Source organism: Halalkalibacter oceani (assembly GCF_023715705.1).
GTDB lineage: Bacteria > Bacillota > Bacilli > Bacillales > Bacillaceae_D > Halalkalibacter > Halalkalibacter oceani_A.
The window spans coordinates 271,463-286,600 of sequence record NZ_JAMBOS010000003.1; the positions used below are offsets into that span (position 1 = coordinate 271,463).

At 50.4% G+C, this 15,138-nt stretch carries 16 protein-coding genes; 15 read left to right on the top strand and 1 reads right to left on the bottom strand.

The window, feature by feature from the left end; translation table 11 throughout:
• The first annotated feature begins 97 nt into the window (after window positions 1-97).
• The 14 genes from M3212_RS04875 to M3212_RS04940 all read left to right on the top strand — a co-directional run bounded on the left by M3212_RS04875 (window position 98) and on the right by M3212_RS04940 (window position 12,098).
• A complete protein-coding gene (locus M3212_RS04875; RefSeq protein WP_251192830.1) occupies window positions 98-274 on the top strand; it encodes a hypothetical protein in 177 nt (58 codons plus the stop codon).
• Window positions 275-293: 19 nt separating this feature from the next.
• Window positions 294-545, top strand: coding sequence for a hypothetical protein (locus M3212_RS04880; RefSeq protein ID WP_251192831.1), 252 nt, complete (start codon window positions 294-296; stop codon window positions 543-545).
• 82 nt (window positions 546-627) lie between these two features.
• Window positions 628-930: a DUF4212 domain-containing protein gene (locus M3212_RS04885; RefSeq protein ID WP_251192832.1), complete on the top strand. Its 303-nt coding sequence runs from the start codon at window positions 628-630 to the stop codon at window positions 928-930.
• 24 nt (window positions 931-954) lie between these two features.
• On the top strand, window positions 955-2,616 hold the full coding sequence (locus M3212_RS04890) for a sodium:solute symporter family protein (RefSeq protein ID WP_251192833.1): 1,662 nt from the start codon (window positions 955-957) through the stop codon (window positions 2,614-2,616).
• Entirely contained in the window at window positions 2,597-4,507 is a 1,911-nt protein-coding gene (locus M3212_RS04895) for a DUF294 nucleotidyltransferase-like domain-containing protein (protein WP_251192834.1), read from the top strand. Before M3212_RS04890 ends, M3212_RS04895 begins: the two co-directional genes overlap by 20 nt.
• 171 nt (window positions 4,508-4,678) lie before the next feature.
• Entirely contained in the window at window positions 4,679-5,338 is a 660-nt protein-coding gene (locus tag M3212_RS04900) for a 3'-5' exonuclease (protein WP_251192835.1), read from the top strand.
• A 96-nt stretch (window positions 5,339-5,434) separates the two neighbouring features.
• Window positions 5,435-5,722, top strand: coding sequence for a sporulation transcriptional regulator SpoIIID (gene spoIIID / locus M3212_RS04905; protein ID WP_251192836.1), 288 nt, complete (start codon window positions 5,435-5,437; stop codon window positions 5,720-5,722).
• A 109-nt stretch (window positions 5,723-5,831) separates the two neighbouring features.
• Window positions 5,832-6,836: a rod shape-determining protein gene (locus M3212_RS04910; RefSeq protein WP_251192837.1), complete on the top strand. Its 1,005-nt coding sequence runs from the start codon at window positions 5,832-5,834 to the stop codon at window positions 6,834-6,836.
• Window positions 6,837-6,865: 29 nt separating this feature from the next.
• Window positions 6,866-7,687: a flagellar hook-basal body protein gene (locus M3212_RS04915; protein ID WP_251192838.1), complete on the top strand. Its 822-nt coding sequence runs from the start codon at window positions 6,866-6,868 to the stop codon at window positions 7,685-7,687.
• 185 nt (window positions 7,688-7,872) lie between these two features.
• Window positions 7,873-8,715: a flagellar hook-basal body protein gene (locus M3212_RS04920; RefSeq protein ID WP_251192839.1), complete on the top strand. Its 843-nt coding sequence runs from the start codon at window positions 7,873-7,875 to the stop codon at window positions 8,713-8,715.
• A 110-nt stretch (window positions 8,716-8,825) separates the two neighbouring features.
• Window positions 8,826-9,146, top strand: a complete 321-nt coding sequence (locus M3212_RS04925; RefSeq protein ID WP_251192840.1) for a DNA-directed RNA polymerase subunit beta — start codon at window positions 8,826-8,828, stop codon at window positions 9,144-9,146.
• Window positions 9,147-9,345: 199 nt separating this feature from the next.
• The gene (fabZ, locus tag M3212_RS04930; RefSeq protein WP_251192872.1) at window positions 9,346-9,768 is read left to right on the top strand and encodes a 3-hydroxyacyl-ACP dehydratase FabZ; all 423 of its coding nucleotides are present in this window, start codon (window positions 9,346-9,348) and stop codon (window positions 9,766-9,768) included.
• Window positions 9,769-9,815: 47 nt separating this feature from the next.
• On the top strand, window positions 9,816-11,516 hold the full coding sequence (locus M3212_RS04935) for a putative bifunctional diguanylate cyclase/phosphodiesterase (protein ID WP_251192841.1): 1,701 nt from the start codon (window positions 9,816-9,818) through the stop codon (window positions 11,514-11,516).
• A 297-nt stretch (window positions 11,517-11,813) separates the two neighbouring features.
• Entirely contained in the window at window positions 11,814-12,098 is a 285-nt protein-coding gene (locus M3212_RS04940) for a hypothetical protein (protein ID WP_251192842.1), read from the top strand.
• A gap of 168 nt (window positions 12,099-12,266) precedes the next feature.
• Here the strand turns inward: M3212_RS04940 and M3212_RS04945 are convergent, their stop codons facing one another.
• Window positions 12,267-13,178 carry a manganese catalase family protein gene (locus M3212_RS04945; protein ID WP_251192843.1) on the bottom strand — a complete coding sequence of 304 codons (912 nt, stop codon included), beginning with the start codon at window positions 13,176-13,178 and terminating at the stop codon, window positions 12,267-12,269.
• Window positions 13,179-13,371: 193 nt separating this feature from the next.
• Between M3212_RS04945 and M3212_RS04950 the strand changes: the two genes are divergently transcribed.
• Window positions 13,372-14,931 (top strand): peptidoglycan-binding protein, encoded by a 1,560-nt coding sequence (locus M3212_RS04950; RefSeq protein WP_251192873.1) that lies wholly within the window; start codon window positions 13,372-13,374, stop codon window positions 14,929-14,931.
• Window positions 14,932-15,138 lie beyond the last annotated feature (207 nt).

Below are 15,138 nucleotides of genomic sequence, written 5' to 3' on the forward strand. Positions count from 1 at the left end.
GTGTAACCCTCTAGTAGAGAGGGTGAGCCGTGTTATAGAGTAGGTTGAATAACAGTTTCCTTTTTATGATAGCGCTTTCAAGGAAGGGGAGAAACATTTGCTTTATGTCTTCTTAGGCGTCACGCTGCTCGCTATTATTCTAGCTTTTCGTCTGAAAAATCCACTTATTTTATCCGTTCCTTTTGCGGCGATCTTTCTTTATATGATCGTTCAGATCGCGATGGTTCCCGTCGGCTTTTTTGAAACAGTTCGCTTTATCTTCGGTTTACGATAAAAGAAAAGGAGTGTTAGGGATGCTAATGACGGACTATTCAGTTTGCCCGAAATGTCATCAGCAATCATGGAGAATGATGCCGTTCGCGCGTTATGTGATCTTTCTCAGCGCACTGCCCGTACTCGTTACGCTCATTGTCACTTTTATCGTTCATCCATTGTTTGTTCTTTTTGTACCTGTTGTCCTGCTGCTCAATATGCGGGCCGCCAAAAAACGTATTCGTCTCGGGCGCTGTCAGGCATGCCTTTATACGGGGCCTTGCGCGTCATAATCCGCTTCATTTTGAAAGGGGGGATGCTTGCCGGAACTCGCTGGACATTCACGGAATGAAAATGAATAAAGGAGGAAGCTGGATGAGAAAAATTGATAAACGTGTTGCTGAAGCCTACTTTCGGGCGCGGACCTGGCTTGTTATAATCTGCCTGATTATTGGGGGGATTGTCTCCTTCGGCGTGGTCGCCTTTGCCGAAGCATTATCGCGCTTTACGATCTTAGGGATGCCGGCACATTATTACATGGGAGCACAGGGCGCCGTTGTGATGTTCGTCATTCTGCTTTTTGTAAACGCTGTCATCAGTGACAGAATCGACCGGAAATTCGGGATTGACGAAGAGCAGAACACACGGGTCAGCTCAGGGAAAGTGTTAGACCATTAAAAAAAACAATGAGGGGGTTCAATGATGGACCAGCAAACACTCGTATCGGCTTTAATGATTATGGCTACCTTTGGCCTTTATATTGGAATTTCTGTCTATAACAGAGCGAAGGCGACATCGGACTTCTATGTTGCCAGCCGTGGCGTTCCTCCATTGTGGAATGGGATGGCGATCGGTGGGGACTGGATGAGTGCCGCTTCCTTTATCGGGATGGCCGGTACCGTTATGGTCATGGGCTATGACGGTCTGGCCTACATCATGGGATGGACCGGCGGCTACTTATTCCTCACCTTTTTACTGGCGCCGCAGCTGCGCAAATATGGACGCTATACGGTACCGGAATTTATCGGTGACCGTTTTGACAGTAACGCCGCCCGCCTTATTGCGGCAATCGCGACAATTATAATCAGCTTTACATACATTATCGGACAGCTTTCCGGTTCGGGCGTGGTAATCGGTCGAATCCTCAATATTCCGGCGATGTATGGCACGATGATCGGGGTAGTTGTCATTGCAATTTATGCGACACTCGGCGGAATGAAGGGGATTACATGGACCCAGGTGGCCCAGTACATGATTTTGATCATTGCTTATATCATTCCAATCGTATTTATGTCGCTGCAAATTACAAGCAATCCGCTGCCGTGGCTGACGTATGGAGGAATTGTCGATCGGCTCGGTCAACTCGACCGGGAGCTTGGCTTGAGTGAGTATTTTGCTCCGTTTGCCGAAAGTGATAAATCACAGTTTATCGCACTTATGTTTACATTAATGGTCGGAACGGCCGCTCTTCCTCACGTTATCGTCCGTTTTTATACGGTAACAACGATGAAGGCAGCGCGCTGGAGCGGGGCGTGGGCTCTTGTGTTTATCGCGCTTCTATATTTGTCTGCTCCGGCCTATGCCGCCTTCTCCCGCTTTATTCTAATGACGCGCGTCGCTGACCAGCCGATTGATCAGCTGCCTGCCTGGACAGAAACATGGGTCAATACAGGCCTGCTGCAGGTGGCGGATACGAATGGCGACGGCATTCTGCAATGGCAGGAAATTATTATTTCGAATGATATTGTCGTCATGGCGACACCGGAAATCGCCAATCTCGGTGTGTTTGTCATCGGCTTGGTCGCTGCTGGGGCGATGGCGGCTGCCTTATCAACAGCGGGCGGTCTGCTGATTACGATCTCTTCCTCCTTTGCTCATGATATTTACTACCGTCTTGTTAATCCGCAGGCAAGCGACCGCAAACGGTTGGCCGCCGGACGCTGGGCGATTGTGCTGGCAACGGTGGTCGCCGGTGTCGTAGCGCTTAATCCACCGGGGGTGATTACGCAAATTGTCGCCTGGGCGTTTGCGCTGGCGGGTGGAACCTTCTTCCCGGTGCTGCTTCTCGGCGTCTGGTGGAAGCGGATGAATGCCCAGGGAGCGATTGCTGGAATGCTCGTCGGTTTGTCGGTGACATTGACCTACATCTTTTTGGCGCAGGCTGGCATTACGATCTTGGGAATTCAGGATACCGGCGCCGGCATTATCGGTGTACCGATCAATCTGATTGTCTGCTATCTTGTCTCAAAAATGACGGCGGCACCATCGCAAAAGCTGCAGGATGAAGTCGTTGACCTTCGTTATCCAGAACAAATGAGCTATCGTGATGGTGAGGTTTGGATGGATGAATCGACCGGAAGATAACAAGCATCTTGCCGACATTGATGCCCATCCGCTTTTTGCCGGGCTCTCTGAACGGGAGCTTGGCGAACTGCTCGATCAATGCAGGCTTAAGCGATATCAAAGAGGCGAAAGGGTGCTTTATGCCAAGACGCCTCGCCAGGGGCTTCTGCTCATCCTTCAGGGGATAGCGGAAGTTTTTGTCTCACAGAGCAACCAGCGGGAGGTCCTGGAAGTTCTGGAAAAAGGAGATATGATCGGCTTTTCGAGCCTGGCGGATTTTCTGGCGAAAAAAAGCGGGCAGCCGGAGCGCTATCCTGTCGAGGTTAGCGCCGTGGAAGAGACCGTTTGCCTCCACATTCCTTACTCGGTGATCGAACTGCGCTGGCATGAGCCGACTGTCCGCGACTTTATTCTGAAACAGGTGACCGTGAGATTGAGGGATATTTACGCCTCGTTAGCGGAACAGGTTACGCTGGCCAAGCAATGGGGCGAGAGTGAACCATTTATTCGTCGCATTCAGGATGTGATGCAGGTGCCGATTATTATTGTGGACATGGAGGACGACGTCCGGGATGTGGCGGCGACGATGGTCGGGAAGGCAACCAGTTCGGTTGTCGTCCTCAATGATAATGACCAATTAATCGGGATTATTACTGAGAAAGATCTGGTCGAAAGAGTGCTGGCAAAAGGACTGGGAGCCGGGACAGTCGCCAGGGAAATTATGACGCCGCATCCTTTCATTATTTCCCGGGACGCGTTTTATTACGAGGCGATGTCGGTAATGCTGATGAACGGCATTAAGCACCTGCCTGTGATGGATCGGGGGCGGGTGACGGGGATGGTCAGTCTTTCGGACTTGCTCCAGCAGAAAAATCGCGGTGTGACAGGAGTCATTCAAAAGATCGAGGAAGCGACTTCAGCGACGGTCGCCAAGCTCAAGCCGGCGATGTACGAAGTTCTTTCTTATTTGATTCAGGACGAAATTCCGGTCGTCCACACCCTTGATGTAATGACAAAGCTCTATGACCGGCTGGCGCGCCATTGCGTTGAGCTGGCGTTAAAGCATCTAGCCGGGCAGGGGCTGGGCGAGCCGCCGGTCGCGTTCGCCTGGTATATGATGGGCAGCGGCGGTCGTGGTGAGCAGTTTATGCTGACCGATCAGGATCATTTTCTCGTCTATGCCGATCCGCGTCCGGAAGACGAGCCGGCTGTTGAACGATATTTTAGCGAATTGGGCAAGGAGATCGTTCGGCAGCTTGAGCTGGCCGGCTACAAACGCTGTGACGGGCTAATGATGGCCAGTGAAGACAGATGGCGGGGGACGATTTCTGCCTGGCAGGAGCGTCTGCGGAGCTGGGGGCTGCGGGCGACGAATGAGCATCTGCTGCTCGCCAATAATTTTTTGTCATTTCGCCAAATTTATGGCGATGAGGAGCTGCATGATCAATTTACCGCTGTGATCAGGGAGCAGCTGGCCAAATCGCGAATTTTTCTTTATCGGATGGCGGAGCTGGAAAAGGAGCATCCCGTTCCGCAGCTGGATCATCCTATCCGCGCCCTGTTTAGGATGAAGCGGGAAACAATTGATGGGAAAAAGCACGCCCTTTTCCCGCTGCATCACAGCATCCAGCTGCTGGCGGCGAGACATGGAATTGTCGATGGAACACCGCTTGAGCTGCTTGAAAAGCTGATCGAAACGAATGTTCTTTCCCGGGAAACGGTTGATGATCTCCGTTTCGCCTATGAGGTTGTCCTTCGCATTCGGCTGCAAAGCGCGTGGCATGCTTACCAGCTTGGCGAGCCGTCAACAAGTGAGATTCAGTTCAGCCGGTTGCGCACGAAGGACAAGGAGGAACTGATTCTTGCGTTGCGGGCGATTCGCAGCCTGCAAAATCAGGCGATTGCTTTTTAAAAGACGGGTGGTGCCGAGGCGGGGCTTCGTCCGCCACATGTAGTGGGTGAGAAAACACATCACAGATCGTGTCACTGGCCCCACCCATTGCGTTCGCCATGAAGATACCTGGCTTTCATGGCGGGCGCCACCTGGTACTTATAGGAAAAGCCGCTTACAGGAGGTGCTGATATGTTTAAAAAGAAGCCGTCTTTGCCGCGTGGACCCTATCCGGAGTATCCGTTAAACACCTCTCTCCGTGATCTGACGTTTACGGTATTTGACACAGAAACGACGGGGTTCGCCGTTGGCGCAAATGACCGGATGATCGAGCTTGCAGCCGTGACCGTCCGGGAGCTGGCCGTGCAACGGGAGACGTTTCACACGTATATTAACCCATGCCGCGAAATCCCGGCTGAGATTACAGATTTGACCGGTATTTCCGGGGGAACAGTGGAGCGCGCTCCTTTGGCGCTGGAGGCGCTGGAGGCCTTCTTAGATTTTGCTTATCAAACGACCGGCGGCATTTGGGTAGGCCATTATGTTGCCTTTGATATGATGGTTCTTAAGAAGGAGGCACAGCGGCATGGCCATCGGCTGAATTTTCCAATCTGCCTTGATACATTAAATTTGATTGGCTTCATCAGCCCCTCCAATCAAATGCTTGATTTGGAAAAATACGCGTTGCAATTTGGCACGGAAATCTTCGAACGTCATCAGGCGCTCGGTGATGCGTTGACGACAGCCCATTTATTTTGCGCGCTGGCTGATCTCCTCGAACAGCGCGGGAAAGGGACGCTGGCTGACTTAATTGAGATCAGTGAAATGAACAGCCGGATGCTCCAATTCTGAAAAGTCGCGCTCGTCCCCTTAAGAAGATGGTATATCTGCCTATGAACCCTAATAAACTGTACCAATCACCATCACAGAATTAGGGAGGCGAGTCGTGTGCACGATTACATCAAAGAGCGAACCATCAAGATAGGCAGGTATATCGTCGAGACGAGAAAGACGGTGAGGACAATAGCCAAGGAATTTGGAGTCTCGAAAAGTACCGTACACAAAGACCTCACGGAACGCTTGCCAGAGATTAATCCGGAGCTGGCAAATGAGGTGAAGGAAATACTTGAGTACCATAAATCAATCCGTCATCTGCGCGGGGGAGAAGCGACGAAAGTCAAGTACCGTAAAACACAGGAGCAGCCATTAGCGCCAATTGTAAAAGCACGCCAATAAAATTTGGTAAATCCATCCCTGTTTGAACAAATTTGTGGTAGAATTAACAATTAGGTAAATCGTAACAAGAAATGCGACTGATGTTCGGAAAACAGGGAGGCAAGGAAACATGTTTGGTCGAGATATTGGAATTGATTTAGGCACGGCAAACGTCCTTATTTATGTAAAGGGAAACGGCATCGTTTTAAATGAGCCATCCGTTGTCGCAGTAGATACATCAACAAAGAGAGTTCTCGCAGTAGGAGAAGAAGCGTTCCGCATGGTTGGACGTACACCAGGAAATATAGTTGCCTTACGTCCGATGAAGGACGGAGTGATCGCCAACTTTGAAATGACTGAATCGATGCTAAAGCATTTTCTCGGAAAAATAAATGTAAAAAGTCTTTTCTCAAAGCCGCGTATTTTGATTTGTTGTCCGACGAATATTACGTCAGTGGAGCAAAAAGCAATTCGTGAGGCGGCAGAGAAGAGCGGAGGCAAAAATGTTTACTTGGAAGAGGAGCCGAAAGTAGCTGCAATCGGCGCTGGGATGGATATTTTTCAACCGAGCGGTAACATGGTCGTGGACATCGGCGGTGGAACAACAGATGTTGCTGTTCTTTCAATGGGTGATATTGTCACCTCCTCTTCCATCAAAGTAGCGGGAGACCGTTTTGACTCCGATATTCTTTCTTACATTAAAAAGAGGTATAAGCTGCTGATCGGGGAGAGAACGTCGGAAAGCATAAAAATGCAGGTTGCAACTGTATTTCCAGGTGGACGTCAAGAGGAAATGGATATCCGTGGACGTGATATGGTCAGTGGACTTCCACGTACAATTACGGTACACTCGAAGGAGATTGAACACGCCTTGGCGGAGTCGGTTTCTTATATCGTACAAGCCTCCAAACAAGTGTTGGAGCAAACACCGCCTGAGCTTTCAGCGGATATTATTGACCGCGGTGTGATTCTGACAGGTGGAGGCGCGCTTCTCCATGGAATTGATCAGCTTCTTGCGGAAGAGCTGAAGGTTCCGGTCGTTGTCGCGGAAGAGCCGATGCATTGCGTGGCGAAAGGGACAGGTATCATCCTTGAGAACCTTGATCGAATGTCGAATAAAAAAGTCCGGATTTAACGTGTAGAATTAAAAAGGGGGTTGCCACCATGCTTCGTGGAATGTACGGGGCCGCGGCCGGGATGATTGCCCAGCAGCAGCGTCAGGAAATGCTTACGAACAATATTGCCAATGTCAATACGCCGGGTTTTAAAGCCGATCAGGCTTCTTTGCGTTCATTTCCAAATATGTTGATTCAGGCTATGGGGACGCAGGAGATGCCGGCGGGTCAGTCAAGACCGATCGGTACGTTGACGACAGGTGTGTATCTACAGGAACGGATGCCGAATTTTCGTCAGGGGGACATGATGGAAACCGGCAATAACACGGATATAGCAATTTTGCAAGGTGTGATGCCGGCAACGGAATCAGGCCGTCCGGGCGCGCTTTTTTTCGTCGTGCAAAATGAAGCCGGTGAGCAGCGCTATTCAAGAAACGGGAATTTCACCATTGATGGACAAGGGTTCCTGACGACATCGGACGGACATTATCTGCTTGATACAGCGGGGAATCCGATTCAGGTCGATAATGAGGAGTTTCGGGTGAATGAGGCCGGACAAATCATGACGCCGGCCGGAGCGCCTATTGCCCAGATTGATCTCGCTTACGCCGATGATCCACTTCAGCTGGTTAAGGAAGGTAGCGGCTTGTTGCGCTTTGAAGGGGAAGGCGAGCTGCCGACAGCGATCGGCAATGACGAGCTGACCTATCAGCTTCAGCAGGGCTTTCTGGAGCGTTCCAACGTGGACACGGCAAGAACGATGACGGAAATGATGAACGCCTATCGTTCATTTGAAGCGAATCAGCGGATTTTGCAAGCGTATGATCAAAGCATGGACAAGGCCGTTAACGAGATTGGCCGAATTGGATAATAAACGATAACAGAATGCTTAACGTAAAGGATAAAAAATTTCGGGTTGATTCGAGGAAGGGCGGCGGCTTCGCGCGTTACGCGGATGGCTGAAAGCGGGGTTTTTCAGCAATCCTTAAAAGACTGTAACGGCTTCGCGCGCCGCTTCTAAGAAAACCACGGGTTTTCTTAAAGGAGGGGGAACGGATGAACAGATCAATGATAACGGCGTCGGCGACGGCGGGGCAGCTCCAGCAGAAGCTCGACACCATTTCGAATAATATCGCTAATGTGAATACGACGGGCTTTAAAAGACGGGAAGTAACGTTTTCCGATTTGCTCCATCAGCAAATCAATAATCAGTCGAATCCGAATTATGAAATGGGACGGCTGACACCGGCCGGTCTCCGTTCAGGTGTCGGCGCGAAAGTCGCTTCTACGGCTCTCCGGCTTGATCAAGGTTCTTTGATTGGAACCGATCGTCAGCTTGATTTTGCGATTACTGAGCCGAACCATTTCTTTCGCATCGGGATAGTGGAAAACGGAGAACAGGTGGAGTACCTCACGAGGGACGGCGCTTTTTATTTGAGTGAAGATCCGGACAACCCTGATCTCGTCACAATCGTGACGAGCAACGGCGACTTTCTTTTGAACGGTGGTTTTGAGCGCATTTCCTTCCCGCTTGATTTCGAAGAGATTCAGCTTAGTCCGGAAGGGATGCTTACTATTACCTTGAATGACGGGACGGTCTTTGACGCCGGACAGCTGGCATTGACCCATGTCCATATGCCACAGCTGCTGGAAGCAACGGGGAACAACCTCTTCCGCCTTCCTGACTTTGCGGCCCTGGGCTACGCGGAGGAAGACGTAATTGAAGAGGTGCCTGCTAATGAAGGGCGATTGATGCAAGGCTCGCTTGAAGGGTCAAATGTCGATTTGGGCCGGGAAATGAATGAACTGCTGACGACTCAGCGTCATTACCAATTTACGACGAGAGCGATGTCGATTGCGGATGAGATGGCTGGGTTAGTCAATGGGATTCGGAGATAACTGTCCGTAGGGGGTGAAGCTTCATTGTTTTTTGATGAGGCTGAGATCGGGCGATTGCTGCAAGGATGAAGGCATCCGCCAACCCTGTCGATGGATTCAAGGAGAAAACGATGACTGAACAAGATTCACGGCTGAAGCAAAGAAAACAACAGAACACCGCTCAAACCGGTAGCGTTAAGCCAAAGACAAGGGAAGAGCGGCGACTGGCAAGCGGCGAGCAAAAGAAAACAAGCGCCAGCAAGCGGACGCGGAGACCGCGCTTGCGTCTCATTCCGATCTGGCTGCGTATTTTTTTGTCAATCGTGTTAATTGGCGGCAGCCTTTTGCTCGGGTTGATCGTCGGTTACGGCATCATTGGAGACGGTGATCCAGCCGATGCCCTTAAACCAGAAACATGGTATCATATTTTAGACATTATCCGGGGTGAATAACACCCCGGTTTTTTATGGACTTTCATGTGAAAAGTCCAAAGCAATGCGCCGAGCAGTGAAAGGAGCCATTGCCATCTTTGCTTTACAAAAGTTTACAGAATTATCACATCAATTGTTAACATTCAAGCGGCGAAGCGTCCACCAGGCTGTGTGATTATGGTATAATAACAAAAAAAGAAGAGCTAAGAGGGTGGATGACTTGCTAACAATTGAAGAGATCAAAGAGATAATACCCCATCGCTATCCATTTTTATTAATCGATCAAGTACTTGAAGTCGAAGAAGGAAAGCGTGCGGTTGGGATAAAAAATGTTTCGATTAATGAAGAGTTTTTTAACGGTCATTTCCCGGACTATCCTGTCATGCCGGGCGTCCTGATTGTGGAAGCTCTTGCCCAAGTTGGAGCCGTGGCGTTATTGAAGCCGGAGGCCAACCGCGGGAAGCTGGCTTTCTTCGCCGGGATTGACAATTGCCGTTTCAAACGACAGGTCAAGCCGGGAGATCAGCTCAGGCTAGAGGTTGAAATTACACGCTTTAAAGGTCCTATAGGAAAGGGGCATGCTCTTGCTACTGTGAATGGAGAAGTCGCGGCAGAAACAGACATTACATTTGCCATCAAGTAATGTGTGATGCAGGATACTTCATTTAATAAGGTGAGGGGGGACCAAGAATGAATTCAGCTTTTATTCGTTTTGCAAAAAACCATAGAAATGTAGAGATGCTGTTCAACTACATGAACGATGGCTTAATGCTGACGAATCACCGGCATGAAATCATTGCCGTTAATTCTGCGTTTCAGCGTATAACAGGCTATACGTTAAAGGATGTCGAAGGCATGAATCCGAGTGTGCTCAAATCAGGCAAAACGCCTAAGCATGTCTATCATGAAATGTGGGATTCGATCAGCCGCAGCGGAACGTGGACCGGCGAGCTTTTGAATGAGCGCAAGGACGGGACGCTCTTTTGGTCCTTTATCACCATTACCAAAGTGGAACAGCCGCGACCTGAGGACAGCTACTGTATCGGCATCATGCGCGATATCAGTGAACGGAAGTGGCAGGAAGAACAAATGAAGTATAATGCCTCGCACGATACGCTGACAAAGCTGCCTAACCGCGTTTTATTTAAAGAGAAGCTTGAGGAAGCTCTACGGACGGCGAGTGAAAATGGAGAAAAAGTGGCTGTGCTTTTTCTTGATTTGGATCGCTTTAAAAAAATAAACGATTCCTACGGCCATCAGGCAGGGGATGAGCTACTCATGAAAATGAGCCAGCGGATTCAGAGCGTGATTGGAGAAAAGGGTCTCGTCAGCCGGTTCGGCGGCGACGAGTTCACCATTTTCCTGCCTGCTGTAAATGAAGCTGCCACGGAGCATGTCATCTCTGCTTTATTTGCCGCTTTTGAAAAGCCGATCATCGTTCATGAAAAAGAGCTCTATATCTCGATGAGCATCGGCGCCTGCTTCTTTCCGGAGCACGGTGAAGATGTGGAGACATTGCTGAAGAACGCGGATAGCGCGATGTATCGCACAAAGGAAGAAGGCCGCAATCATTATCAACGCTACGAGCAGGGGATGAACGAGACTTTTGCTGAAGAGCTTTCGCTGGAAACGGAGCTACTGAAGGCGATTCGCCAGCAGGAACTCGAAGTGTATTACCAGCTGCAGGTCGATATCGAAAAACGGATTCCTTTTGGCATCGAAGCTCTGATCAGATGGAATCATCCGTTGAAAGATGTCCTCTCTCCCGCCATTTTTCTGCCGCTTGCCGAGGAGATGGGCGTCATGGCGGACATTGATGAGTGGGTGCTAAATGAAGCGTGTCAGCAAACGCGGCGCTGGCACCGCGAGGGATTTGGCGAGCTGATCGTCTCCGTAAACGTCTCCAGGGAGTTTTTTAAACGGCCTGATTTTGTCAGCCGTGTTGAACAGGCGTTGGCGCGTGCCGAGCTGGATCCAGCTTATCTTTGCCTTGAAATAACAGAAAAAACGGCGATTTTGCAGGATGAGGACATTCGCGCCAAACTAAATCAGCTCAAGCAAAAAGGGGTCGGCGTGTCGCTGGATGATTTCGGCACAGGATACTCTTCGCTCAGTCAGCTGAGAATGTTCCCAATTGATACGCTGAAAATTGATCAATCCTTTATCAGAGGACAGGTTTCTCCGGAAAATCAAGCGATTGTCAAGCTGATCATTGGGATGGCTAACAGCCTGAATGTCTCTGTTATTTGTGAAGGGATTGAAACGGAAGAGCAGCTGTCGCTCATTCGTAATGAGGGCTGCTATAAGGCACAGGGCTATTTGTTTAGCCGCCCGATTCCCGCCGACGAGTGTAAGGGTGTCATGGAAAGACTGATTCAATCATTTACTTGAAATTATGTATAAAAGCTCAACCAACGGGTAAGCCTATACAACAAGGGGTATAGGCTTTTTCTGTTTACTGGCAGAAAGCGACTTGCTTGTGGCCTGAAACTGCGTCAAAATAAGTTTTTGTTTTGACAAACTTTTGAAAAACCATGTGATAAGTTGTGAAGTTGGCATGACATTGCCAAAAAAGCCAGTAATGTGTAGACGTTGTTGCAGAGACTTGGTAAGATACACACAGGCTAACACGAGAGGCATGTATGTCATGTCCGTTAGTCACATATCTAAATTTGGGGGTAATTGATTATGAAGAAGAAATTTTTAATGACAACAGCAGCAGCTGTCTTATCACTAGGACTATTAGCAGCATGTGGAGGCGCTGAAGAAGATCCAGCACTTGAGCCTGATACAGGAGTGGAAGATCCAGCTGACGCACCTGAGCTAGATGCACCTGCTGAAGATCCAGCAATGGATGGTCCAGCGGACGCAGAGCCGGAATTAGGTGAAGATCCGGTTGACGAAGGTGAAGATGATGCACTATTAGAAGAAGAAGAACCAGTTGACGAGCTAGAAGAAGAGCCAGCTAGCTAATAACATTTCATAAAAGAAAAAGGGAATACCCACAAAGGACGCTCATGTCTCTGTCATGGAGACGGATGTCTTAAGGGATGGTTTTTAGGAACCATCCCTTTTCCTTATTGTCCCACGAAAAGGCCCTACCGGGAAACACTTGGTAGGGCCTTTTCATGCAGCGCGAATTCAGTGGCTTTGGATGGCTTCCTGCTCATACTGGGCCTGAGCTTGACCGGCCGTTGGCGGCGTGCCGTGGACATAGGGCGGGGCAGGTGTAAGCTCCGGAGTTTGACCCATCGCTTCAGGCTGAGCGACATATTCGAACGAGGCTTGCCCGTCCATGCTCTTGCCATTGGCCCAGCGTCCAGTTTTGCTGTCTTCCCCGGCGGAAAAATTCATGAACGAATAGGAAACTTCTTGCTTCTCAAGCTCCTGTGGGAAAGTGCTAGGCACAATCGGCTTCTGGTTTTGCTCAAGCTCCTCGATTGCCGCCATCCATTGGTTCTGATGCATCGTGTCACGAGCTAAAAGGAAGGATAGCATATCACGTACCCCGTTATCGGTTGTCATTTCATACAGGCGCGCAACTTGAAGGCGCCCCTGGGACTCGGCATTCAGATTAGCTCTGAAATCGGCGAGCAGATTTCCACTGGCAATCATATAACGGGAGTTCCACGGATAGCCGACGCTGTCGACCGGCTGTGCGCCAAGACCTGAGACGATCATATGCTGGGGACTCATTCCGCTCAGTACAGTCTTGACGATTTGATCCTGCACATCCGAGTTGCCGCCCATCGCCGAATTAAGAACCGGGTTCTGCGCAGCCTGCTCCTGTTCGCGCGCCGGTGCTTGGTCAAGCAGCTGGGCAATCATCGTTGAAATCATTTCAACATGGGCGATTTCCTCCGTGCCGATATCAAGCAGCATATCACGGTATTTTTTCTCCCCGCGACAATTCCAGCCCTGGAATAAATATTGCATCATGACACTGATTTCGCCGAACTGTCCTCCGAGAATTTCTTGAAGCTTCTTCGCGTAGACCGCATCCGGTTTGTTTGGTTTTGCGTTATATTGAAGCTCTTTCACATGGTAAAACATGAACGTCCTCCTTATTAATTAAATCTTTCTCATATCTAGGTTCTCCATCTTTATAAAGAAGACTCATCCAGATAGCGGTATCGTTTCCAGCTCCCGGCGGACTGGGAGTCAGAAAATTCCCACATGGACAATTTTGCCGAATGTGAAGTAAAATAAAAGAAAATAGAAAATGATGAAAGGTGGGAAACGGTTGATGGCCGTCCATGCTACTATACATACAGAAGGAAAGCAGGAATCTACTTCCTCGCCGAAAATGAAGCAGATGATGCTTTCATCGACATTTGCGACCGGTCTCTTCTTTACCACTCCATTAATTACCGAAGCAGCGCTTGGAGATCAGCCGCTGCATGAAGGAATGTCTCACCCGGATGTGAAGGAGCTTCAGGAAGCACTGAAAGAAAAGGGGCATTTCACCTACCATACGGCGACGGGCTACTATGGCACGATTACGAAAGAGGCGGTCGCCTCCTTCCAGCGCAGCCACGGGCTTGAGGCGTCGGGACAAGCGACGAGAAGCACGATTGATGAGCTTCTTTCTTCCGCCAATAAGGCGGCCGCCGCGGCGAAGCCTGCCGGACAGGTGGAGCAGGTGCTGCGCCCCGGTACAACGAGCGAGCAGGTGAAAAAGCTTCAGCAGCAGCTGAAAGAGGCTGGTTATTTTGCGAGTGACGTTACCGGTTATTATGGCCGGGCAACCTCCACTGCCGTGCGTTCTTTTCAGCAGGCGCATCAGCTTGCTGTTGATGGGATCGCCGGACCGCAGACGCTGAACGCGCTGCAAAACAATACCGCGACTTCCGTGGCTCCTGTTGAGCATCAGCTGTCGGCCTCCTCCGTACAGGCAAACGACATTTTGCGGATCGGCTCAAAAGGACAAGCTGTCAAGGAGCTCCAACAGCGGCTCGCCGATCTTGGATTTTATAAGAGCGCGGCCGACGGAATATTTGGGAATGGCACCGCCGGCGCAGTTAAGCAGTTTCAGCAACAGCAGGGGATTACGGTGGACGGCATTGTCGGGCCACAAACGTTGCGCGCGCTGCAATCGCCTGCCTCCTCCCTGACAGCGAGCGTAGTCAGCAAGGAGCCGCCTTCCGTCCAGCCAAAGCCGGCAACTCCGCAGGAGAAAGAAAAGCCGACTGCGCAGCCGGAAGCGCCGGGCACTACAATGCTGAAGTTTGGCGCCCGGGGTCAGGCGGTGAGCGATCTCCAGACACAGCTGAAGCGAATCGGTCTGTTTAATCAAGCGGTCACCGGTTATTACGGCACGGTGACGGAGCAGTCGGTCAAAGCCTTTCAGCGCCAGCAGGGATTGACGGTGGACGGCATTGCCGGGCCGAAGACGCTTGAGAAGTTGAATACGGCAGCGGGTAAGACGGGTGAGACCCCGCAGGAATTTAACGCTTTGAACCTCGTTGCCGATGCCTCTGAACTGCTGGGCACCCCGTACGTCTGGGGCGGAACAACTGTGGCCGGATTTGACTGCAGCGGCTTCATTTCATATGTCTTTGCGAAAAACGGCATTCAACTGCCGCGCACCGTCGCCGGAATGTGGGAGGTTGGAACAGAAGTGAAGGAGCCGCGCGTTGGCGATATCGTCTTCTTTGAAACCTACACCAAGGGACCATCCCATGCCGGCATCTATATCGGAAATGGACAATTCACTCACAGCGGCTCTTCAACCGGCGTCACAATCGGCAGCCTCGACGCCGCCTACTGGAAAGACCGCTACCTCGGCACAAAACGGATGTTTTAGGAGATGTCGCAGACATCTCCTAAGCAGTGAGCGGAGTCTGCGCAAAGGGTTTTTAAAGCAGTCAGGCAGATGATTTTCCTGCCTGACTGCTGTGCGCAGAACGGAGCCACTGCTATCCAACTTCTGCGAATGTCCAAAGGGTGCAGCGTGCTGCATACAGACCATGCAGTCGGTAGCATGGAACAAATGTGATCCGGCTTTTTTGAA

Coding starts and splice junctions, on each gene's coding strand:
- M3212_RS04880 (WP_251192831.1), top strand. CDS start 294: ATGCTAATGACGGACTATTCAGTTTGCCCGAAATGTCATCAGCAATCA.
- M3212_RS04885 (WP_251192832.1), top strand. CDS start 628: ATGAGAAAAATTGATAAACGTGTTGCTGAAGCCTACTTTCGGGCGCGG.
- M3212_RS04890 (WP_251192833.1), top strand. CDS start 955: ATGGACCAGCAAACACTCGTATCGGCTTTAATGATTATGGCTACCTTT.
- M3212_RS04895 (WP_251192834.1), top strand. CDS start 2,597: ATGAATCGACCGGAAGATAACAAGCATCTTGCCGACATTGATGCCCAT.
- M3212_RS04900 (WP_251192835.1), top strand. CDS start 4,679: ATGTTTAAAAAGAAGCCGTCTTTGCCGCGTGGACCCTATCCGGAGTAT.
- M3212_RS04910 (WP_251192837.1), top strand. CDS start 5,832: ATGTTTGGTCGAGATATTGGAATTGATTTAGGCACGGCAAACGTCCTT.
- M3212_RS04915 (WP_251192838.1), top strand. CDS start 6,866: ATGCTTCGTGGAATGTACGGGGCCGCGGCCGGGATGATTGCCCAGCAG.
- M3212_RS04920 (WP_251192839.1), top strand. CDS start 7,873: ATGAACAGATCAATGATAACGGCGTCGGCGACGGCGGGGCAGCTCCAG.
- M3212_RS04925 (WP_251192840.1), top strand. CDS start 8,826: ATGACTGAACAAGATTCACGGCTGAAGCAAAGAAAACAACAGAACACC.
- M3212_RS04935 (WP_251192841.1), top strand. CDS start 9,816: ATGAATTCAGCTTTTATTCGTTTTGCAAAAAACCATAGAAATGTAGAG.
- M3212_RS04940 (WP_251192842.1), top strand. CDS start 11,814: ATGAAGAAGAAATTTTTAATGACAACAGCAGCAGCTGTCTTATCACTA.
- M3212_RS04945 (WP_251192843.1), bottom strand. CDS start 13,178: ATGTTTTACCATGTGAAAGAGCTTCAATATAACGCAAAACCAAACAAA.
- M3212_RS04950 (WP_251192873.1), top strand. CDS start 13,372: ATGGCCGTCCATGCTACTATACATACAGAAGGAAAGCAGGAATCTACT.